Below are 21,066 nucleotides of genomic sequence, written 5' to 3'. Positions count from 1 at the left end.
GGGCGACAGTCCTGTCAGGCTTGTTGGGGGGCGGCGAACGGGGCATCCAGGGGCGCGGTGTCGAAGGTGCGCAGCAGTTCGACGAGGATCTGCGTGGCCGGCCCCAGGGGCTTGTCCTTGTTGGAGTAGAGGAAGAACACCGGGTGGCGGTTGCCGCCCTGGTCCAGCGGCAATGGCTTGAGGGTGCCCTCGCGCAGCTCGCGCTCGATCAGGTGGCGCGGCAACCAGGCAAAGCCCAGGCCATTGCCGACGAAGGTGGCGGCGGTGGCCAAACTGCCGACCGTCCAGCGTTGTTCGGCGCCCAGCCAGCCCACGTCACGCGGCTTTTCACGGCCCGAGTCGCGGATCACCACTTGCAGTTGGCTTTCCAGGTCCTGGAAATTCAATTCGCGCGCCAGGCGATGCAGGGCGTGCAGCGGGTGCGCCACGCAGACGAATTCCACCGCGCTCATTTCCGTGCCCAGGTAACCGGGAATGCTGTAGCTGCTGATGGCCAAGTCCGCGATGCCGTCGTGCAGCACCTCCTCGACCCCCGACAGCACTTCTTCACGCAGCCGCACCCGGCAGCCGCGGCTCTGCGGCATGAACGCCGTGAGTGCGCGCACCAGGCGGGCATTGGGGTAGGCGGCATCGACTACCAGCCGCACCTCGGCTTCCCAGCCCTGCTCCATGTGGTGGGCCAGGTCTTCCAGTTGGCTGGCGTTCTTGACCAATTGCCGGGAGCGGCGCAGCAGCACGCCACCGGCTTCGGTCAGCACGGCCTTGCGCCCGTCGATGCGCAGCAAAGGCACGCCGAGTTGGTCTTGCATGCGCGCCACGGTGTAGCTCACCGAGGACTGCGAACGGTGCAACGCCTCGGCCGCCTGGGCAAAGCCACCATGGTCGACCACCGCTTGCAGTGTGCGCCACTGATCAAGGGTCACGCGGGGCGCTTTCATCTACCGCTCCTGTTGTCCTAAGCTGGCGGTCCAATAAGGAGATCGCCGAATGAAAAGATGCTGTGCGTTATTGCTTGCGGCGTTGCCGCTGTGTGCCTTTGCCTATCCGATCGATGTGCAGAAAAACATGGATGGCGGCGCAAACGTGGCTTACACAACCTATGACACCGATTACGACATGGGTTCGATCAACCTGCGTAACGACGGTGAAACCGCCGTGGAGTGCACCGTGCGCTTCCAGAACGGCCCGGAAGCCCCCCGCACCCGGCGAGTGACGGTCCCGGCGCGGGCGAGCGCAGACGTTAATGCCAAATTCACCCGCAGCATCATCAAGTTGCGCATCGGCTTGAGTTGCAAACCCAGCGCTTGATGCGGTGTTCTCAGGTTAGTGCATTGGCTTTACAAATCAACTTAATTGATAGGTTGAACCGATAATTTCGGCTTTTTTATCAATGTGTGTCGTTCTAGGCTGGCCTCCATTGAATGCCTATCGATGGAGGCCACAGCCGATGTCCCGTGTACTGATCATTGAAAGCAGCGCCCGCCAGCAGGGCTCTATTTCGCGCCAGTTGACCGAGCAGTTCGTCAGCCAATGGCAGGGCGCCCACCCCCTGGATGAATTGACCGTACGCGACCTGGCCAGCGATCCGGTGCCGCACCTGGACGCCGATTTGTTGGGTGGCTGGATGAAGCCCGAAGCACAACGCAGCCATGGCGAACTCGACGCGCTGCACCGCTCAAACGAGTTGACCGATGAACTGCTCGCCAGCGACGTGTTGGTGCTGGCCGCGCCCATGTACAACTTTGCTATCCCCAGCACCTTGAAAGCCTGGCTGGACCATGTGCTGCGCGCAGGGGTCACCTTCAAATACACCGACACCGGGCCCCAAGGCCTGCTGACCGACAAGCGCGCCATCGTGCTGACCGCCCGCGGCGGCATCTACGCCGGCAGCGCCAGCGACCACCAGGAACCGTACCTGCGCCAGGTGCTGGCGTTCATCGGCATTCACGACGTGGAGTTCATCCATGCCGAGGGCTTGAACCTGGGTGGCGACTTTTTCGAAAAGGGCTTGAACCAGGCCAAGGCGCGTTTGGCGCAGGTTGTCTGAGCGCTAAATTCATCGTTCCCGTAGGCGCGGATTTATCCGCGAAATATTCACCGCGATCCTCCAGTTGACGGCTCGGTGATTACTTCGCGGATAAATCCGCTCCTACAGGTGTGTCGTGGATTTGCCGATTACGAGCAGACCCGCTAAGGTCCCACGCCTTCAAGCAAGGGGCACCCATGGGCTATCTACTCATCGTTACATTGATCCAGGCATTTTCCTTCAACCTGATCGGCGTCTACCTGGCCGGTCACGTCGACAGCTACTTCGCCGTACTCGCGCGGGTGTTGATCGCGGGGCTGGTGTTTATCCCGTTGACCCGCTGGCGCCAGGTCGAGCCAGGCTTCCTGCGCTCGATGCTGTTGATCGGCGCCCTGCAGTTCGGCGTCACCTACGTGTGCCTGTACCTGAGCTTCCGGGTGCTGACTGTACCGGAGGTGCTGCTGTTCACCATCCTGACCCCGGTCCACGTGACCCTGATCGAAGACGCCCTTAACCGCCGCTTCAACCCTTGGGCATTGCTGGCGGCGCTGGTGGCCGTGGCGGGCGCGGCAGTGATCCGCTTCGACCGGATCAACCCGGACTTCTTCATGGGCTTTTTGCTCTTGCAACTGGCCAACTTCACTTACGCCGCAGGGCAGGTGCTGTACAAGCACCTGATGCAGCGCTACCCCACGAACGAGCCGCAATACCGTCGCTTTGGCTACTTCTACGTGGGCGCCTTGCTGGTCGCCTTGCCGGCCTTCCTGGCGTTTGGCAACCCACAGCACCTGCCCGACGCGCCGCTGCAATGGGGCGTGCTGGTGTTTTTGGGGTTGTGTGCCACGGCGCTGGGCATGTACTGGTGGAACAAGGGTGCCAGCCTGGTTTCAGGCGGTACCCTGGCGGTGATGAACAACCTGCACGTGCCGGTGGGGCTGGTGCTCAACCTGGTGATCTGGAATCACAGCGAGCCACTGGGCCGTTTGGCCCTGGGCGGCGCCGTGATTGTGGCGTCGCTGTGGATCAGCCGGCGTGGACGCCCGTGAGCCCGGCCCGCTTTCACTGACAGCACCATTATGCATTTGCTGTCACGGTTTCAATCGGGAGGTGACAAAGGGGGTGTGCCTAGCGTTGGGAGAGATGCACTGCGTCCCATCAACCCTGCCCGCATATCCGCCCCGCTGGGCTGCTGATACAGGCTCAAGCCAAACTCCGGCAACACCGCCAGCAGGTAATCGAAGATGTCGCCCTGGATACGTTCGTATTCGGCCCACGCCGTGGTGTTGGTGAAGCAGTAGATCTCTAGCGGCACGCCCTGGGCGCCGGTTTCCAGTTGGCGGACCATGCAGGTCATATTGGTCTGGATGTCCGGGTGGCTTTTCAGGTAGGCCAGGGCGTAGGCGCGGAAGGTGCCCAGGTTGGTCATGCGCCGGCGGTTGGCCGACAGTTGCGCCACTTCGCCTTGGGCGGCGTTCCAGTTTTTAAGCTCGGCCTGCTTGCGGCCCACGTAGTCGGTCAGCAGGCGGATCTGGCTCAGGTGCGCCTCTTCGTCGGCATCCAGGAAGCGGATGCCGCTGGCGTCGATGTTCAGCGCGCGCTTGATGCGCCTTCCGCCGGATTGCTGCATGCCGCGCCAGTTCTTGAACGACTCGGACATCAAGCGCCAGGTGGGGATGCTGACGATGGTTTTGTCGAAGTTCTGCACCTTGATGGTGTTCAGGGTGATGTCCACCACGTCGCCATCGGCGCCCACCTGGGGCATTTCGATCCAGTCGCCCACGCGCAGCATGTCGTTGCTGGTGAGCTGCACGCCGGCCACGAACGACAGCAGGGTGTCTTTGTACACCAACAAAATCACCGCCGACATGGCGCCCAGCCCAGACAAAAGCAACAGCGGCGAACGGTCGATCAGGGTGGCGACGATGATGATGGCGCCGAAGATGAACAGGATCATCTTGGCCAGTTGCACGTAGCCCTTGATCGAACGGGTGCGGGCGTATTCGGTGCGTGCGTAGATGTCCAGCAGGGCGTTGAGCAGGGCGCTCAGGGCCAGCACTTCGAAGAGGATGGTAACGGCCAGTGCCAGGTTGCCGATGAAGTGCGCGGTGGTGCTGTTGAGCGCCGGCACCAGGTTCAGGCCAAACTGCACCACCAGCGAGGGGGTCATCTCGGCCAGGCGGTTGAACACCTTGTTGTGGCGAAAGTCGTTGACCCAGTGCAGCGCCGGTTGGCGGCCCAGCAGCTTGCTGACGTGCAGCAGGGCGAAGCGCATCACCCGGCCCAGCACCAGGGCGATGACCAGCAGCAGGGTCAGGCCCAGGCCTGCGTTAAGTACCGGATGCTGGTCCAGCGCGCCCCACAGGTCCTGTACCTGTAACCACAAATGTTGAATATCCATGCGGAAAAACCGCCCTCCAGTGAATGAGTAGCCGCCAATTAGAGCGCATCAGTGCGCCAAAGCGCGAATTTCTAGGTAACAAGACGTAAAGAAATTCGGCTAATGGCGCGTAAACCGTTACGCTATGCAGTTGAATTTATGTACTTCGCCGAGGTAACACCCGTGTTTTCCCAATTCGCCTTGCATGAACGCCTGCTCAAAGCCGTGGCCGAGCTGAAATTTGTCGAGCCAACGCCCGTGCAGGTCGCTGCCATTCCATTGGCTGTGCAAGGTCGGGACCTGCGGGTCACCGCTCAGACCGGCAGCGGCAAGACCGCCGCCTTCGTGCTGCCAATCCTCAATCGCCTGATCGGCCCGGCCAAGGTGCGCGTCAGCATCCGCGCCATCATCCTGCTGCCGACCCGTGAACTGGCCCAGCAAACCTTGAAGGAAGTGGAGCGTTTCGCGCAATTCACCTTCATCAAGTCTGGCCTGATCACCGGCGGCGAAGACTTCAAGGTGCAGGCCGCCATGCTGCGCAAGGTGCCGGACATCCTGATCGGTACCCCGGGCCGCCTGCTGGAGCAACTGAACGCCGGCAACCTGGACCTGGGCGACGTTGAAGTGATGGTGCTCGACGAAGCCGACCGCATGCTCGACATGGGCTTTGCCGAAGACGTGCAGCGCCTGTGCGACGAGTGCAAGCATCGCCAGCAAACCCTGCTGTTCTCCGCCACCACCGGCGGCGCCGGCCTGCGCGACATGATCGGCAAGGTGCTGACCAACCCCGAACACCTGCTGATCAACAACGTCAGCCAGTTGGCCGAAGGCACCAAGCAGCAGATCGTCACCGCTGACCACAACGTGCACAAAGAGCAGATCCTCAACTGGCTGCTGGCCAACGAGACTTACCAGAAGGCGATCATCTTCACCAACACCCGCGCCATGGCGGACCGTATCTATGGCCGCCTGGTGGCTCAGGAATACAAGGCGTTCGTGCTGCACGGCGACAAGGACCAGAAGGACCGCAAGCTGGCCATCGACCGCTTGAAGCAAGGCGGCGTGAAGATCCTGGTGGCCACCGATGTGGCGGCCCGCGGCCTGGACGTCGACGGCCTGGACCTGGTGGTGAACTTCGACATGCCGCGCAGCGGCGACGACTACGTGCACCGCATCGGCCGCACCGGCCGTGCTGGCAACCAGGGCCTGGCGATCTCGCTGATCTGCCACGGCGACTGGAACTTGATGTCGAGCATCGAGCGCTACCTGAAGCAGACCTTCGAGCGCCGCGTGATCAAGGAAGTCAAAGGCACCTACGGCGGGCCGAAAAAGGTCAAGGCCTCTGGCAAGGCCGTGGGCGTGAAGAAGAAAAAAACCGACGTGAAGAAGGGCGACAAGAAAACCGCCGCCAAGACCACGCCCAAGCGCAAGACGGTCAACAAGCCCAAGTCCGATGCCCTGGTGAGCGGTGACGGCATGGCGCCGCTCAAGCGCCGCAAGCCAGCCCCGGCCGCCGAGTAACCCTGGGCCCGTAGGCGCGGATTTATCCGCGCCTACAACAGGTGTTTTACCCCTTCGCTTTTTGCCCCGCCTCATCCAGCTCCTGCAACCGTTTGTCGATCAACTGACATTTGTCCGGCAAATCCTTGCTCGCCGTCTGCAAGTCCATCCCCTGCAATTGATCATTGATCTCCTTGGCCTTCTTGGGGTTTTGCTGGGTCAGCTTGGCCACTTCCTGGGCCAATTGTTCGCGCTTGGCCGTGGCTTCTTCCGGGGTGCAGGCAAACGCGGGCAGGGCCATCAACAGGGCGGCCGCAGCCGTGATACTGATCAGGGTTCTCATGGGTTACCTCTGGCGGGCGTATTGTTATCCGGTTGAGCCTGACGCCGCGGCAAAAGTTCAGCGCTGAACGGCTGGCGGCGGCGCCGGTCACAACTGGGTAAGCCCTTTCACTGCTGTGTTGGAGGTTGAATCAGGATGACTAAGTATAACTGGGACTTGATGGAGCGCTTGCTTCACGAAGTGCAGAACGGCGCCGGGAAAAGCTTCACGCCGCGGCCCTACGCCGAGCAGCATGCTGCCGAGGTAGCCGCCCGGGGCGAAGCGCCCGGCGATCTGGACCACCTCAAGGCGGTGGCCGGTGAGTATGAAAAGCTGCTACTCAAACATGACTATATCGAGCCAAGGACCTCAGAGGAGGGCGGCACGGGGTCCAACTACGTGCTGACCGCGCGTGGTTCAAGTTTGTTGAGCCTGCTGGACAGCAGCATCCCTGGCAACGATCACCCGCGCACGGTGCTCGACGAACAAGAAGGCGACCCATTGGAGCCTGCGGTGTTCGATGAGCTGGCGTCCAAGGCGCAAATCGCCTGACACGCACCATAGGGGGTGCTGCTAGCCATGCCTGCACCCCTTTCGGGCGCTTACGCGCCTGAAAATTCCCATGAATACGCGATCTATCGTTTTGGCACGCATTCTGCCTTATCCATCGTATACAAAACTGCTAGCGCTCTACCCTGGAGCCCGGCATTGATGGAGACGAGCGATGACCGAGCCAATGCCCAAGGGCTATAGCCCCCGCCTGTACAACGAGGATTTGGGGCCACTGGAGCAAAAGTGGACCTGGTACAACATTTTCGCGTTCTGGATGAGCGACGTGCACAGCGTCGGCGGCTATGTGTTCGCCGCCAGCCTATTCGCGCTTGGCCTGGCCAGTTGGCAGGTGTTGATCGCTTTGCTGCTGGGTATTTGCATCGTGCAGTTCGTCGCCAACCTGGTGGCCAAGCCCAGCCAGCAGGCGGCAGTGCCTTACCCGGTTATCTGCCGCATGGCCTTTGGGGTTTTCGGCGCGAACATCCCGGCGATCATTCGCGGCCTGATCGCCGTGGCCTGGTACGGCATTCAAACTTACTTGGCGTCCAGCGCACTGATCATCGTGGTGCTGCGCTTTTTCCCCTCGATGGAAGTCTACGCTCACACCCAGTTTGCCGGCCTGTCGTACCTGGGCTGGTTCGGCTTCTTGACCTTGTGGGTGTTGCAAGCCGCAGTGTTCTGGGCCGGCATGGATTCGATCCGGCGCTTTATCGATTGGGCGGGGCCGGTGGTCTACGCGGTGATGTTCGCCTTGGCCGGCTGGATTGTGTACAAGGCCGGTTGGAGCAACATCAGCTTCACCCTGTCTGAAAAGTCGCTGTCAGGTTGGGAAGCGTTTACGCAGGTCGTGGTTGCTACTGCCCTGGTGGTGTCGTACTTTTCGGGCCCTACCTTGAACTTCGGTGACTTCAGCCGCTATTGCCGCAGCATGAAGGACGTGCGGCGTGGCAACTTCTGGGGCCTGCCGGTCAACTTCCTGGCGTTCTCTCTGGTGACCGTGGTGATTGTGTCCGGCACGCTGCCGGTGTTTGGCGAAATGCTCCACGACCCGATCGCCACCGTGGCGCGCATCGACAACAACGTCGCCGTATTGTTGGGCGCCTTCGCCTTCGTCACCGCGACCATCGGCATCAATATCGTCGCCAACTTCGTTTCGCCAGCCTTCGACTTCGCCAACGTGGCACCCAGCAAGATCAGCTGGCGGGCCGGCGGCATGATCGCCGCCGTGGCGTCGATCTTCATTACCCCGTGGAACCTGTTCAACAACCCGCAGGTGATCCACTACACCCTGGACATCCTGGCCGCGTTCATTGGCCCGCTGTTTGGCATCCTGATCGCCGATTTCTACCTGGTGAAAAAGCAACGCATCGACGTCGATGCCCTGTTCGACGACAGCCCTAGCGGGCGCTACTTCTACACCAATGGCGTGAACCGCACCGCGGTGAAGGCGCTGATCCCGGTCACGCTGATCGGCGTAGCCATCGCGTTCGTCCCTTTCCTGCTGCCACTGGCCAATTTCGCCTGGTTCACCGGTTGCCTGCTGGGTGGCGGCCTTTACTACCTGCTGGCACGCCGCGAGCGCTCTACGGCGGGCGCCTTGGGCAGTTTCGAGGCCGTTTGAGGGCGTTGCACCGAAATGAATGGAAATGAACCAAATCGGCTTTTTGCCAAATATGCGACTAAAAGCCGCAGTTAGGGGCATGCATAGCAGGGCGGTTGGGACTATGATCGTATTGAAGCGACGGAAAACTAACCCGTCGTTCAGGTTTACCCTAAGGGGGGCACTATGAACCGCAACCTGTACAACTGGCTCCACGATCTGGGTGTTGCCTTGGGTCTGATCCCGCCGCCGCTGCAACCGATCCCGATTCCAGCGGATGAGCAAGATCGCCGGCGCCAACCGCGTCGTTGAATGCACGTTGGCAAATGGCCTGGGCGATTGCTCGGGCCATCGTTTATCGCTTTGCCAACTGTTCGATAAAGCGACACACATCCTCAACCGTCAACGCGTGGTCAGCCAACTGATCCTCATCACGCGTGCGCGCGGTTAATTCAAATTGGTCCTGCAGCCGGAAGATCAGCTCCAGGATGTCCTCACGGTCCAGGCCCAACGATTGCAGGGTCGCCCGATCATCGAAGTTGTCGAAGCCCACCTGGCGGGCAATGGCTGCGCGCACGCTGTGTGCAACGTTCACCACCGGGCCCGTGCTCAAGTCTCGGTGCGTTCGAGGCGGGTCTTTTCCATGATCACTTGGCTGAGTTCGCGGATGGTGCGCACATGGGGCAGCACGCAGCGTGGGTTCAATTCGATATCGAAGGTGTGTTCAAGGGTGCTGAACAAGGCATCGATGTCCAGGCGGCAGGCATTGGGCGCCTGCTGGGAAATTTGCTGCTGAATCGAACTGTGGATATGCAGTTGGATGTCGGTACTGTTCATGGCGACCTCGGCAGTTCAGGCCACAAGGCGGCCCCGAAAATGTCCTAGGCAATTCGTTTGCACTGGTTGTCAGATGAATCTGATCAACGGGTCCCTGCGTTGATAGCCGTCGCGCAGCCAGTACGCGACGACTATCAATAGCTTAGGCCAGTTTTGCGGCAGGCAGGGGGTTACGTGACAAAAGGCTGACGATCACGAAGCTGGCCAAGCCCACGGCCAGGCTGTAGTAGATCGGCGTATTGGCGTCCAGGCCGTCCTTGAGCATGAACCCCAAGGCGGTGACAAAGCCCAGGGTCATGCTGGTGATGGCGCCGGCGGTGGTGGCGCGTTTCCAGAAGATGGCCCCCATCAACGGGATCAGCATGCCACCCACCAGCAGGTTGTAAGCCAGGGTGAGCGCGCTGATCACATCGCTGACCACCAGTGCGATGCACAGCACCACCAGGCCTGTGATGGCGGTGAACAGGCGGTTGATGCCCAGGCTCGATTGCTTGCCGCCACGCAGTTTTGGCAGCAGGTCTTCGGTGAGTACCGTGGATGCCGCCAACAGGCCGGCGCTGGCGGTGGACATCATGGCGGCCAATGCGGCGGCAATCACCAGGCCGCGAATGCCGTCGGGCAGGGTCACTTTGACGATGGCGGCAAAGGCATTGTTGACGTTATCAAGGTCGGGCAGCAGCACGTGGGCAGCCATGCCGATCAGGGCGCAGGCCAGGCCGTAGAAAATGCAGTAGATGCCCGCCGTGGTGCCGGCGTATTTCGCCACCTTGTCACTCTTGGCGGTGAATACCCGTTGCCAGATGTCCTGGCCGATCAGGATGCCGAAGAAGTAGATCAGGAAGTAGGTGATGATGGTGTCCCAACCGATGGCGGTGAAGCTGAAGCTACTGGCTGGCAGCTTGGCCACCAACTGGTCCCAGCCGCCCACGCGGTACAGGCAGATCGGCAGCAGAATGAACATCAGACCGACGGTTTTGATCACGAACTGGACGATATCGGTCAGGGTCAGCGACCACATGCCACCGATGGTCGAGTACACCACCACCACGCCGCCGCCCAGCATGATCGATAGCCAGAAGGGCAGGTTGAACAGCACTTGCAGCACGGTGCCGATGGCCAGGATGGAGGTCACGCCGATCATCAGTGCGTAGGCCAGCATGATCACCGCACTGGCCTGGCGGGCCATGGGGTTGTAGCGCTTTTCCAGCACCTGGGTCACGGTGAAAATCTTCAGCTTGAGCAGCGGCTTGGCCAGGAACAGGTTCAGCGCGACGATGCCCAGGCCCAGGGCCGCGCACAGCCAGAAACCGGAAATACCATGCACGTAGCCCAGGCGCACGGTGCCCACGGTGGATGCGCCGCCCAGTACCGTGGCCGCCATGGTGCCCATGTACAGCGAAGGGCCCAGGTTGCGACCGGCCACCAGGTAGTCTTCATGGGTCTTGGCCTTGCGCATGCCGTACCAGCCGAGCATGAGCATGCCGGCCGCGTAAAGCGCGACGACGAAAATATCTAAAGCCATGGGGAATTCTCCAAGCGTGTTTCTTATAGGTTTTAGAGACTGCGGCGCCTGCTACGTGGATGAATTGGCGCCTACGGGGATTTGCCGTAGGCGCGGACTCATCCGCGAAAAGCACCGGCGCATATCAGGCAGCTGCAGCCAGGGGCACCGCGCTACCGCGTTGTTGCTTCGGGCCGTAGACCGCGGCCGTTTCCGGGAACAGCTTGAGCAGCACGATGTACACCACGGCCGCCAGGCCCAGGGTCACCGGCAGGCTGATGTCGATGCCACCGGCCAGGTTGCCCAGGGGGCCGACGAACTGCCCCGGCAGGTTGACGAAGCACAGGCCCACCAGCGCGCTGGGGATCCAGGCACCCAGGCCACGGAAATTCCAGCCATGGCTGAACCAGTAGCGCCCGCCGGTTTCGCCGCGGGTGAACACTTGCAGGTCATCCGGGCAGTACCAGCCACGGCGCACCAGCAGGCCGATCAGCATGATCACCATCCACGGGGTGGTGCAAGTGATGATCAGCACCACGAAAGTCGACACGCTTTGCACCAGGTTGAAGGCAAACCGGCCAATGAAGATAAAGGCGATGGACATCACCCCGATCAGCAAGGTGGCCTGTACCCGCGACAGCAGGCGCGGGAACACGCTGGACATGTCCAGCCCCGTGCCATACAGCGCCGTGGTGCCGGTGGACATGCCGCCGATCACCGCCAACAGGCACACCGGCAGGAAGAACCAGCTTGGCGCCACGGCCAGCAGGCCGCCCACGTAGTTGTTGTTGGCGATGTAGTCGGGGGCATGGGCGGCGACGATGGTCGCGGTCACCAGGCCGAACAACGCTGGCAGCAAGGTGGCCAACTGGGCCAGGATCACCGCGCCGAGGATGCGCCCCTTGGGCGTGTTGCGCGGGATGTAGCGCGACCAGTCACCCAGGAATGCACCGAACGAGATCGGGTTGCTCATGGCCACTAGCGAGGCGCCGATGAACGCGGCCCAGAAACCGGCTTGGCCTTGGCTGACGGTGCCGGCGAACTGGCTGTCGAACTGCCCGGAAAACGCGAAGAAACCCAGCACGAACAGAATGCTGGCGGTCCAGACGGCGATTTTGTTAACCCACAGCATGAAGCGAAAGCCATAGATGCACACGGCCAATACCAGCACCGCGAACAGGCCGTAGGTCAGGCCCAGGCTGAGGTCGGTTTCCGGCAAGCCGACCAGGCGCTTGGCGCCGCCGACCAGCGCGTCCCCCGAGCTCCATACCGACAGCGAGAAAAACGCGATGGCGGTCAGCAGCGACAGAAAGGAGCCGACGATGCGCCCGTGCACACCAAAGTGCGCGCCTGAGGATACGGCATTGTTGGTGCCATTGATCGGGCCGAACAAGCCCATGGGCGCGAGAATGATTGCACCGACCAGGGTGCCCAGCAGGATTGCCACCAGCCCGGCCTGGAACGACAGGCCGAACAGCACCGGGAAACTGCCCAGCACCGCGGTGGAAAAGGTGTTGGCGCCGCCAAAGATCAGGCGGAACAGGTCAAGCGGCTTGGCGGTTCTTTCATGATCGGGAATCTGCTCCACCCCGTTCGTTTCTATCTGGCTAATGCTTTGTGCACTGTTGTTGTTATTCATGATCTGCTCCGATCATTGCATCGTGCCCCAACGCCGGGGGCACTTCGCGGGCTTTTTGGGGGGCAGTTATTGGGGTGTCGCAGACAAATGTTCGTGGCAGGCCAGCCAACGGCCTTGTTGTTCTTTACGGAAAACGATGGTTTCCCGTTCCTGGCTAAAGCACAGCTCCCCTTGCATGCGCAGCTCTGTGGCCACGTCGTGGATAAAAATCGCCACGTCGCCCTGCAGGCTGACAAATGCATTGCTTGAGGTGCACGAAAGCACCTCGAAGCCATCCTCGCGCCGCGAGCTGTCCCACAACGCCTGATAGGCGTCGCGGCTGAGCAACGGCTGCGCCAGGGTGTAAAACACAAAGCTGGCATCGGCGCTGAACGCGCCGAAATAGGCCTCACGATCGTTTTTGGCGAACGCTGCAACCAACTCGGCGGCAGCGTCCAATACGTGTTGTTGATCGCTCATGGTCATGTCCTCAGCGGTGGGCCACGCCGGGCAGTACGCAGAGCATTTCGTACAGCAGGTTGGCGCCCAGCAGCGAGGTGTTGCCGGTGGTGTCGTAAGGCGGCGAGACTTCTACCAGATCGCAACCGATCAGGTCCAGGCCTTGGCAGCCGCGCACGATTTCGATCGCCTGGATGGTGGTCAGGCCGCCGATTTCCGGGGTGCCGGTGCCGGGCGCCCAGGCCGGGTCGATACCGTCGATGTCGAAGCTCAGGTACACCGGGCCGTCACCGACCTGGGCACGCACTTCCTCCATCAGTGGGCCCAGTGATTTGTGCCAGCACTCTTCGGCCTGCACCACGCGGAAACCCTGCTTGCGGCTCCAGTTGAAGTCTTCGGCGGTGTAGCCCTGGGCACGCAGGCCGATCTGCACCACGCGGTTGCAGTCCAGCAGGCCTTCTTCCACGGCGCGGCGGAAGGTGGTGCCGTGGGCGATTTTCTCGCCGAACATGTGGTCGTTGACGTCGGCATGCGCGTCGATGTGCACCAGGCCCACTTTGCCGTGCTTCTTGTGAATAGCCCGCAGGATCGGCAGGGTCACGGTGTGGTCGCCACCCAGGGTCAGGGGGATCACGTCGTGTTCGAGGATTTCGTCGTAGGCCTGCTCGATGATGCGCACGGCGTCGAGCAGGTTGAAGGTGTTGATCGCCACGTCACCGATGTCGGCCACCGCCAGCGAGTCGAACGGGGCGGCGCCAGTGGCCATGTTGTAGGGGCGGATCATCACCGATTCGGCGCGGATCTCACGGGGGCCGAAGCGGGTGCCGGAGCGCAGCGAGGTGCCGATGTCCAGCGGGATACCGATGAAGGCAGCGTCAAGGCCTGCTGCGGTTTGCAGGTGGGGCAGGCGCATCATGGTGGCGATGCCGCCGAAACGCGGCATTTCGTTACCGCCCAGTGGTTGGTGAAGAATCTTGTCCACGGGTTTACCTCATCATTTTTGAATTTTTTAGACGTTGGGGCGGAGTCTGCAAAATGTAGTGAGGTGGAAGAATCGCTACCGAGAAATACTTAGTTCAGATTTTTCTGAACTAATGGCGCTAAACTAATTTGAATGCGTGGGGGCAACGGTTGCTTGTGGCGGCGTTCTCAAGGGCGCCATCGCAAGCAAGCGTTGCTCTCACAGTGTTCGTCCTCCCCATTTGTGTGACCCTATGGCCAACGCACTCCCCGACCTGAAACTGCTGCGCATATTCGTCAGCATCGTCCGCCACCAGGGCTTCGCCAATGCCCAGCAGGAACTCAACCTGTCGACCTCGGCGATCAGCACCTACATGAGCCAGCTTGAGGCCGCCCTGGGCATCGTGCTGTGCCACCGTGGCCGTGGCGGGTTCAGCCTGACCAGCAAGGGCGAGCTGTTCCATCAGGAAACCCTGCGCCTGATGGCCGAAATGGAAGGTTTCGAGCAGTACGCCGCCGCGCTCAAGGGCGAGTTGCGCGGCACCTTGAACCTGGGGGTCATCGACTCCACCGTCAGCGACCGCGCCTTGCCGTTCGCCGAGGCCATCGGCGCCTACACCCAGGAACACCCGGCCGTGCACCTGCACCTGTCGGTGTCCAGCCCCTATGAGTTGCAACAGGGGGTGCAGGACAACCGCCTGGACCTGGCCATCGGCGCGTTTTCCACGCGCATGAGCGGCCTGGTGTACCAGCCGCTGTACCGCGAGCAGCATTGGCTGTATTGCAGCAACCGCCACCCGCTGTATGCCGAGCGGCGCATCCCCGAGCAGGTGATCACCCAACAGCGCATGGTCGGGCGCGGCTACTGGAGCCAGGCGGAGCTGGCCCGCCACGGTTTCAAGCACAGTGCCGCGACCGTGGAGAGCATGGAGGCGCAGTTGATATTGGTGCTGTCGGGCGCCTACATCGGCTACCTGCCCGAGCATTACGCTCAGCCCTGGGCCGACAAGGGCGACTTGCGCGTGCTGTCACCGGCCACCTTCGGTTACCAGGCGCCGTTCTCGATGATCACCCGTCGGGGGCGCAGCCGCGAGCCGCTGATCCAGACCTTTCGCGACCTGCTCAAGGCGCAGCTCAACCCGTTGTGATGCCGTGCGGCGTTCGTTCAGCCCCCCTGTGGCCGAGCGCTTCAACCGCTGACCAAGCGTCTTGTAGGCGTGGGATTTAGCCGCGAAAAGAGCGCCGTAATGCATCAATAGAAACCGCGTTTTATTATTCGCGGGTGAATCCGCGCCTACAGGGCAGGCCCATGCCGGGGTATCATGGCGGGCCAGGAGACCGTCACCATGCCACGCCCCAGTTGCCCGCGCTGCCTGCGCCCACAAGCACATTGCCTCTGCCCCCTGATCCCGCACCTGCCCAGCCGCACTCGCGTGCTCGTGTTGCAGCACCCCAGCGAAGTCGACCACGCCCTCAACACTGCCCGCCTGGCGGCACTGGGCCTGCGCAATGCCGAGTTGGTGGTGGGCGAAACCTTCGAAAACCTTGAAGTGTTGCTCAACCGGCCAGGCCATCGCGCCTGCCTGTTGTTCCCAGGCGAGGGGGCGCAGGTGCTCGGCGCCTATGCACCGGCGCAAGAACCGATGTTACTGGTGGTCCCCGACGGCACCTGGCGCAAGGCTAAGAAGATGCTGCACCTCAATCCGCTGCTCGCGGCATTGCCCCGCGTCACCCTGGACGGCGCCGCACCTTCGCGTTACCGGCTGCGCAAGGCACCGGGGCCTGAGGCACTGTCAACGATCGAGGCGATTACCCAGGCGCTGGAAGTACTGGAGGCGCCGGCAAACTACCAGCCGCTGCTCAAGCCCTTCGATGCACTGATAGAAGGGCAGATAGCGGCGATGGGTGAGCAGGTTTACCGGCGCAATCATCACACCCAATGATGAATCGGCCACCCAGCCTTCTCGGCATGCTCACGCAGCACCGGGTCCGGGTTCACCACCTGCGGGTGATCAACCTTGAGCAGTAGCGGCAGGTCATTGCGTGAGTCGGAGTAGAAGGTCGCGCCTTCCAGGTTCTCTTCCTCGGCATCCAGCCATTCCAGCAAGCGGGTGATCTTGCCTTCGCGGTAGGTGAGGGTGCCCACGGTCTGGCCGCTGTACACGCCATGCTGCACGTCCAGGTCGATGGCCAGGATTTCGTCCACGCCCAGGCGCTCGGCGATCGGGCCGACCAGGTGGGTCCCGGAGGCGGAAATGATCAGGATGCGGTCGCCGGCCTTGCGGTGTTGGGCGATGGTCTTGGTGGCGTCACTGAAAATGATCGGCTCGATAAAGTCCTCCACCCACGGGCCCACCAGGTGCTCGACCTCCTCGGGCGTGCGGCCGATCATCGGCTCAAGGCTGAAGGCCATGTAGTCTTCCATGGCCAGTTTGCCTTGGCTGTAGGCGTCCATCAGCTCATTGTTGCGGCGCATGAAGTCCTCGGGGTCTACCCAGCCCAGGCGGCCCATCTGTTCGCTCCACAGGGTGGCGCAGTCGCCATGGATCAGGGTTTCATCCAGGTCGAAAATCGCTAAAGCCATCTCGCAATTGCTCCTTGAAAAGTCTGTTCAGGCTACCGCACAAAGCGCCTCGGGATCGATGGAAAGCGACACGCGTTGACCATTGGCATGCAGGTCGCTGGCCGAACGGTTGAGCACGTCCACCACCAATTCCACGCCGCGGGCCTCGATGCGGTAGCGAATCACGTTGCCCAGCAGGCTGTGGCTGCGGATTTCACCTTCCAGCTCGCCGGTCAGGCTCAGGGAAATCGATTCCGGGCGGATGGCCAGGCGCGAATCGATTGGCCGTTGCAGCAGGCGGCTGGCGCTGCTGGCGTCGAGCAGGTTGTAGTTGCCGATGAAGCCTGCGGCAAAGGCGTCGATGGGCGCGGTGTACAGGCTTTGGGCGTCGCCGCTCTGGACGATCTTGCCTTGGTTCATCAAGAAAATCCGGTCGCTCATGGTCAGGGCTTCTTCCTGGTCATGGGTAACGAAGATGGTGGTCAGGCCCAGTTCCTGCTGGATGGCGCGGATCTGTTCGCGCAGGTGCTTGCGGATGCGCGCATCGAGTGCCGACAACGGCTCGTCCAGCAATAACAGGCGCGGGCGAGTGACCAGCGAGCGGGCCAAGGCCACGCGTTGGCACTGGCCGCCCGACATTTGGTGCGGGTAGCGTTTGGCAAAGTCCTTGAGCTCTACCAGTGCCAGCACTTCGGCCACCCGTTGCAGGCTTTGCTCCTTGGGCACCTTGTGCATGCGCAGGCCGAACGCCACGTTCTGCTCCACGGTCATGTTGGGGAACAGCGCATAGCTTTGGAACACCATGCCGATGTCGCGCTTTTGCGGGGTCAGCGGCACCAGGTCGTGGCCATCGAGGATGATCTTGCCGCTGTTGACCGGGGTCAGCCCAGCGATGCAACGCAGCAGCGTGGACTTGCCGCAACCGGAGGGGCCGAGCAGGGTGACAAACTCGCCACGGGCGATGGTGAAGTTGATGTCGCTGAACACCGGGGTGTCGGCGTAGTGCTTTTGCAGGTTTTCGACGCTGACGAAACTCATCTCAGTCTTTGTCCTTGTTCAAGCGATTGGCGGCCCAGGTCAGCACCAGCACGAAGAGGAAATAGGAAATCACCAGGGCGCTGTTGAAGTGGCCGCTGCTGTTGCGCATGTTGTTGAGGTAAACCTGCAGGGTTTCATAACGGGTGCCCACCAGCAGGTTGGCAAACACGAACTCGCCGAACAAAAACGAGAATGACAGCAGCAAGGCCACCATCAGGCCTTTGCGCAGGTTGGGCAACACCACCAGGATCGCCGCCTGGAAGGTGCTGGCGCCCAGCAGTTGGGCGGCGTCCATCAGGTCGCGCAGGTTGATCGCCTGCAGGTTGTTGGTGATGGCCCGGTACATGAAGGGCAGCGCCACGGTGAAGTAGCAACCGATCAGTATCCACGGCGTGCCCACCATCGCCAGCGGGCCAGACCCGTACAACTGCAACAGGCCCACCGAGGACACCACCGGCGGCACCGCGAAGGGCAGCAGGATCAGGATGTTCATCAACCCGTCCAGCTTGGGGAAGTGGTAATGCACCACGAACAGCAGCGGCAGGATCAACACCACCGACAGCACCAATGCACCCACGCACACGATCAAGGACTGACCGAAGGCATGCAAAAAGCGCGCATCGCTCCACAGGTCCAGGTACCACTTGAAGGTCAGGCCGCTGGGCAAGATAGTCGCCGACCAACTGGTGGCCAGGGAGTAGAGCAGGGTGCCCGCCAAGGGCAGCAGCAAAATGATGAACAGCAGGTAAACCACCACGCGGTGGTATAGGCCGCCGGGTCCGGCTTCAGCGCGCGACATGGTAGCTCCTTCGCAGCAGCCATTGATGGATGAGGGTGACCAGGGTCATCAGGCCCACCAGGATCATCGCCAGGGCGCTGGCAAGGTTAGGGTCCAGGCTGATGTCGCCCGCCACCATCGCGGCAATGCGGATGGGCAGCACGTTGAAGTTGCCGGTGGTCAGCGCGTACACCGTGGCGTAGGCGCCCAGGGCATTGGCCAGCAGGATCACGAAGGTGCCCAACAGCGCGGGGGTCAACACCGGCAGGCCGATGTGCCGCCAGTAATCCCAGGCGCTCGCGCCCAGCAGGGCCGATGATTCGCGCCAGTCTTCGCGCAAGGCGTCGAAGGCCGGGAACAGCAGCAGCACGCCCAGGGGGATCTGGAAATAGGTGTAGAGGATGATCAGGCCGGTTTTGGAGTACAGGTTGAAATCGCTGATCAGGCCGCTTTGCTTGAGCATCATCGTCAGGCTGCCGTTGAAGCCCAGCAGGATGATGAAGGCAAACGCCAGGGGCACGCCGGCGAAGTTGCTGGTCATGTTGGCGAAGGCGGTGACGAAGTCGCGTAGTTTGGAGTCCACCCGGCGCAACGAATAGCTGCCCAGGATGGCGATGAGGATGCCAAACACACTGGACCAGAAACTGATCTCCAGGCTGAACTGAATGGCTTGCAGGTAAAACTTGGAAGTGAACGCCTTGACGAAGTTGGCCAGGCTCCAGCCGTCGTCGGTTTGCAGGCTGTGGATGGCGACCCAGGCCAGCGGGGCGATCTGGAAGGCGATGAAGAAGACGGCGAAGGGCACCAGGCACAACAGGGCCAGCCATTTGCCGCGGGTCAGGTTGTTCACGTGAGCAGCTCCCGGCAGGCCGGCTTGTCGTGGGCCACGCCCAGCAAGTGGCAGATCGTGCCGCACAGGTCCGTCTGTTTGGGTTGGGCATTGGGGTCAAGGCTGAAGGCGCTGCCCAGCACGAACAAGGGCACTTCGCGCTCTTCGGGCAGCAGGCCATTGTGCGAGCGGTCGTTGTTCATGCCGTGGTCGGCGGTTACCAGCACCTGGTAGCCGGCGTCCAGCCACCCTTGCAGGTAGTCGGCCAAAATCACGTCGGCGCCGCGGGCGCTGTTGCGGTATTGCGAACTGTCCAGGCCGTGCTTGTGGCCCGCGTCGTCGATGTTCATCGGGTGGATCAGCAAGAAATCCGGGTGGTGGCGCAAGCGCAGGTCTTCGCCATCAGCGAACAAGTGTGAGTCGGGGTAGTGATCTGACCAGTAGAAATGGCCGTGCTGGATCGGTTGGTGCGGCGCAGCGGTGTGGCGGTCGCGGGCGGCGTCGAAGGGCGAGCGGTTATACAGTTCGCTGACCCAGTGGTAAGCCGCGGCGGCCGTGACCAGGCCGGCTTCGCTGGCGTAGTGGAACACGCTGCGCTGGTTGGACAGGCGCGATACGTTGTTGTGCACGATGCCGCTGTCGATAGGCGCAACGCCGGTCAGGATGCACTCATAAAGCGGTCGCGACAGCGCCGGCAGTTCGCATTCAAGTTTGTACAGCGCGGCCTTGCCGGCACCGACATAGGCCTGCAAATGGCCCATGGCGTGCTCGGCGACCTGATAGCTCAGGCCGTCGAGTAGTACCAGGATGGTTTTGTGGGACATGAGGCGGTCCTTCCGGGAAAGGGTGGGGCCTTTTCGCGGATCAACCCGCTCCTACAGCTGTAGGAGCGGATTGATCCGCGAACCAGGCACACCGATCAATTCATCTCGATGATCACTTGCTCGTTCCACTGCTGCGGCAGGGCCTTGGAGCTCTTTTCCCAGGCATCAGGGTTGCTGATCGGCTTCACGCTTTTGTACTGCTCGGCCGGCAGCAGCTTGGCCGCCACGTCGGCCGGCAGCTTGACGTGGTCTGCACGGATCGGCCGCGCATAGCCGCGGGCCAGGTTGATCTGGCCTTCGTCGCTCAGGATGTACTCGCGCGCCAACTTGGCAGCGTTCGGGTGCTTGGCGTATTTGTTGATGATGGTGGTGTAGCCGGAAATCACCGAACCGTCAGAGGGGATCAACACGGTGAAGCGCTTGGGGTCGATCTGGTCGCGGTAGCTCAGGCCGTTGAAGTCCCACACCACGCCCACTTCGATCTCGCCCTTCTCCAGGGTCTGGATGGTCGGGTTGGCCAGCGACAGGCGCTTTTGCTGGGCAAGTTTGGTGAACAGTTCCAGGCCGGGGGCCAGGTTGCTTTCGTCGCCACCACGGGCGATGGCGGCGGCCAGCACGCCGTTGGCGGCTTGCGCGGCGGTGCTCACGTCACCGATGGCGACTTTGTACTTGCCGCTCTCCAGGTCTTTCCAGCTCTTGGGGGCGTCTTCATCCTTGACCAGTTGCTTGTTGATGATGAAAGCGATGGAGCCGGTGTAGGCGAGCATCCAGTGGCCGTCCTTGTCCTTGGCCCAGTCCGGGATCTGGCTCCAGGTGCTCGGTTTGTAGGGCTGGGTCACGCCTTTTTTCTCGGCGATGGGGCCGAAGGCTGCGCCCACGTCGCCGATGTCGGCGCTGGCGTTGTCTTTCTCGGCGTCGAACTTGGCCACTTCCTGGGCCGAGCTCATGTCGGTGTCCATGTGCTTGAGGCCGTATTTGGTCAACAGGTCTGCCCAGGTGCCCTTCCAGTTGGCCCAGGCGTCGGGCATGCCCACGCTGTTGACTTCGCCTTCAGCCTTGGCGGCGGCTTCCAGGGTTTTCAGGTCGGTGTCTGCTGCCATTGCCGTCATGCTGAGGGCGATGCTGGTACCTAACAGTGATGCCAGGAAAAGCTTTTTCATCCGAAGCTCCTTGGGTCGCGTGGGAGACGCATTTTTATCGAGGGCGTTGCCGGCCTGTTGGTCTAGATCAGCAAACCTCGCGCCAATCTAGGCCAGCCCCATGACAATTTGATGTACGTGGC

The 21,066-nt window shown here is 61.7% G+C and carries 24 protein-coding genes; 9 read left to right on the top strand and 15 right to left on the bottom strand.

What is annotated here, in order from left to right:
- Positions 1-14: 14 nt before the first annotated feature.
- Positions 15-938 (bottom strand): PA3225 family LysR-type transcriptional regulator, encoded by a 924-nt coding sequence (locus L9B60_RS03915; protein WP_249676481.1) that lies wholly within the window; start codon positions 936-938, stop codon positions 15-17.
- 49 nt (positions 939-987) lie between these two features.
- On the opposite strand from L9B60_RS03915, the gene L9B60_RS03910 reads away from it, so the two are divergent.
- The 3 genes from L9B60_RS03910 to L9B60_RS03900 all read left to right on the top strand — a co-directional run bounded on the left by L9B60_RS03910 (position 988) and on the right by L9B60_RS03900 (position 3,072).
- Entirely contained in the window at positions 988-1,308 is a 321-nt protein-coding gene (locus tag L9B60_RS03910) for a 3-phosphoglycerate kinase (RefSeq protein ID WP_249676479.1), read from the top strand.
- Between the two features lie 139 nt (positions 1,309-1,447).
- Complete coding sequence (locus L9B60_RS03905) at positions 1,448-2,047, top strand: FMN-dependent NADH-azoreductase (RefSeq protein WP_249676476.1); 600 nt, start codon at positions 1,448-1,450, stop codon at positions 2,045-2,047.
- A 176-nt stretch (positions 2,048-2,223) separates the two neighbouring features.
- Positions 2,224-3,072: a carboxylate/amino acid/amine transporter gene (locus tag L9B60_RS03900; protein WP_249676473.1), complete on the top strand. Its 849-nt coding sequence runs from the start codon at positions 2,224-2,226 to the stop codon at positions 3,070-3,072.
- Between the two features lie 50 nt (positions 3,073-3,122).
- Here L9B60_RS03900 and L9B60_RS03895 read toward each other — a convergent pair whose 3' ends face one another.
- On the bottom strand, positions 3,123-4,424 hold the full coding sequence (locus tag L9B60_RS03895; RefSeq protein WP_249676471.1) for a mechanosensitive ion channel family protein: 1,302 nt from the start codon (positions 4,422-4,424) through the stop codon (positions 3,123-3,125).
- A gap of 162 nt (positions 4,425-4,586) precedes the next feature.
- On the opposite strand from L9B60_RS03895, the gene L9B60_RS03890 reads away from it, so the two are divergent.
- Positions 4,587-5,924, top strand: coding sequence for a DEAD/DEAH box helicase (locus L9B60_RS03890; protein WP_249676469.1), 1,338 nt, complete (start codon positions 4,587-4,589; stop codon positions 5,922-5,924).
- Positions 5,925-5,970: 46 nt separating this feature from the next.
- Here the strand turns inward: L9B60_RS03890 and L9B60_RS03885 are convergent, their stop codons facing one another.
- Positions 5,971-6,246 carry a hypothetical protein gene (locus tag L9B60_RS03885; protein ID WP_249676468.1) on the bottom strand — a complete coding sequence of 92 codons (276 nt, stop codon included), beginning with the start codon at positions 6,244-6,246 and terminating at the stop codon, positions 5,971-5,973.
- Between the two features lie 135 nt (positions 6,247-6,381).
- On the opposite strand from L9B60_RS03885, the gene L9B60_RS03880 reads away from it, so the two are divergent.
- From L9B60_RS03880 to L9B60_RS30445, 3 genes are all read left to right on the top strand, one after another.
- Entirely contained in the window at positions 6,382-6,777 is a 396-nt protein-coding gene (locus L9B60_RS03880; RefSeq protein WP_249676466.1) for a transcriptional regulator, read from the top strand.
- A gap of 172 nt (positions 6,778-6,949) precedes the next feature.
- On the top strand, positions 6,950-8,398 hold the full coding sequence (locus tag L9B60_RS03875) for an NCS1 family nucleobase:cation symporter-1 (protein ID WP_249676465.1): 1,449 nt from the start codon (positions 6,950-6,952) through the stop codon (positions 8,396-8,398).
- A 165-nt stretch (positions 8,399-8,563) separates the two neighbouring features.
- Positions 8,564-8,689 (top strand): PA1414 family protein, encoded by a 126-nt coding sequence (locus L9B60_RS30445; protein WP_283780559.1) that lies wholly within the window; start codon positions 8,564-8,566, stop codon positions 8,687-8,689.
- A 43-nt stretch (positions 8,690-8,732) separates the two neighbouring features.
- Here L9B60_RS30445 and L9B60_RS03870 read toward each other — a convergent pair whose 3' ends face one another.
- The 6 genes from L9B60_RS03870 to speB form a co-directional block, all read right to left on the bottom strand.
- Positions 8,733-8,972 carry an acyl carrier protein gene (locus L9B60_RS03870; protein WP_249676463.1) on the bottom strand — a complete coding sequence of 80 codons (240 nt, stop codon included), beginning with the start codon at positions 8,970-8,972 and terminating at the stop codon, positions 8,733-8,735.
- A gap of 14 nt (positions 8,973-8,986) precedes the next feature.
- Positions 8,987-9,214 carry a hypothetical protein gene (locus tag L9B60_RS03865; protein ID WP_249676461.1) on the bottom strand — a complete coding sequence of 76 codons (228 nt, stop codon included), beginning with the start codon at positions 9,212-9,214 and terminating at the stop codon, positions 8,987-8,989.
- Positions 9,215-9,356: 142 nt separating this feature from the next.
- Positions 9,357-10,736 carry a sodium:solute symporter family protein gene (locus tag L9B60_RS03860; RefSeq protein ID WP_249676460.1) on the bottom strand — a complete coding sequence of 460 codons (1,380 nt, stop codon included), beginning with the start codon at positions 10,734-10,736 and terminating at the stop codon, positions 9,357-9,359.
- 124 nt (positions 10,737-10,860) lie between these two features.
- Positions 10,861-12,354, bottom strand: a complete 1,494-nt coding sequence (locus L9B60_RS03855; protein WP_249676457.1) for a purine-cytosine permease family protein — start codon at positions 12,352-12,354, stop codon at positions 10,861-10,863.
- Between the two features lie 66 nt (positions 12,355-12,420).
- Complete coding sequence (locus tag L9B60_RS03850; protein WP_249676456.1) at positions 12,421-12,813, bottom strand: YybH family protein; 393 nt, start codon at positions 12,811-12,813, stop codon at positions 12,421-12,423.
- A 10-nt stretch (positions 12,814-12,823) separates the two neighbouring features.
- Positions 12,824-13,774, bottom strand: a complete 951-nt coding sequence (speB, locus tag L9B60_RS03845; RefSeq protein ID WP_249676453.1) for an agmatinase — start codon at positions 13,772-13,774, stop codon at positions 12,824-12,826.
- Between the two features lie 232 nt (positions 13,775-14,006).
- On the opposite strand from speB, the gene L9B60_RS03840 reads away from it, so the two are divergent.
- On the top strand, positions 14,007-14,900 hold the full coding sequence (locus tag L9B60_RS03840) for a LysR family transcriptional regulator (RefSeq protein ID WP_249676449.1): 894 nt from the start codon (positions 14,007-14,009) through the stop codon (positions 14,898-14,900).
- Between the two features lie 198 nt (positions 14,901-15,098).
- Positions 15,099-15,695, top strand: coding sequence for a tRNA-uridine aminocarboxypropyltransferase (locus L9B60_RS03835; protein ID WP_249676445.1), 597 nt, complete (start codon positions 15,099-15,101; stop codon positions 15,693-15,695).
- On the opposite strand, the gene L9B60_RS03830 is transcribed toward L9B60_RS03835, so the two are convergent.
- The 6 genes from L9B60_RS03830 to L9B60_RS03805 all read right to left on the bottom strand — a co-directional run bounded on the left by L9B60_RS03830 (position 15,683) and on the right by L9B60_RS03805 (position 20,944).
- Complete coding sequence (locus tag L9B60_RS03830) at positions 15,683-16,336, bottom strand: HAD family hydrolase (protein ID WP_249676442.1); 654 nt, start codon at positions 16,334-16,336, stop codon at positions 15,683-15,685. The two genes, L9B60_RS03835 and L9B60_RS03830, sit on opposite strands and share 13 nt — an antisense overlap.
- Positions 16,337-16,363: 27 nt before the next feature.
- Positions 16,364-17,353, bottom strand: coding sequence for an ABC transporter ATP-binding protein (locus tag L9B60_RS03825; RefSeq protein ID WP_249676439.1), 990 nt, complete (start codon positions 17,351-17,353; stop codon positions 16,364-16,366).
- A gap of 1 nt (position 17,354) precedes the next feature.
- The gene (locus tag L9B60_RS03820) at positions 17,355-18,152 is read right to left on the bottom strand and encodes an ABC transporter permease (protein WP_249676435.1); all 798 of its coding nucleotides are present in this window, start codon (positions 18,150-18,152) and stop codon (positions 17,355-17,357) included.
- On the bottom strand, positions 18,139-18,972 hold the full coding sequence (locus L9B60_RS03815) for an ABC transporter permease (RefSeq protein ID WP_438866123.1): 834 nt from the start codon (positions 18,970-18,972) through the stop codon (positions 18,139-18,141). The genes L9B60_RS03820 and L9B60_RS03815 overlap by 14 nt, the downstream gene beginning before the upstream one ends.
- Positions 18,973-18,977: 5 nt before the next feature.
- The gene (locus L9B60_RS03810) at positions 18,978-19,784 is read right to left on the bottom strand and encodes an alkaline phosphatase family protein (RefSeq protein ID WP_249676431.1); all 807 of its coding nucleotides are present in this window, start codon (positions 19,782-19,784) and stop codon (positions 18,978-18,980) included.
- A 95-nt stretch (positions 19,785-19,879) separates the two neighbouring features.
- Positions 19,880-20,944 (bottom strand): ABC transporter substrate-binding protein, encoded by a 1,065-nt coding sequence (locus L9B60_RS03805; RefSeq protein WP_249676428.1) that lies wholly within the window; start codon positions 20,942-20,944, stop codon positions 19,880-19,882.
- Positions 20,945-21,066 lie beyond the last annotated feature (122 nt).

It is taken from the genome of Pseudomonas abieticivorans (assembly GCF_023509015.1).
Classification (GTDB): domain Bacteria; phylum Pseudomonadota; class Gammaproteobacteria; order Pseudomonadales; family Pseudomonadaceae; genus Aquipseudomonas; species Aquipseudomonas abieticivorans.
The sequence above is the reverse complement of the archived record's forward strand: the minus strand, read 5'-3'. Positions and strand labels throughout refer to the sequence as shown.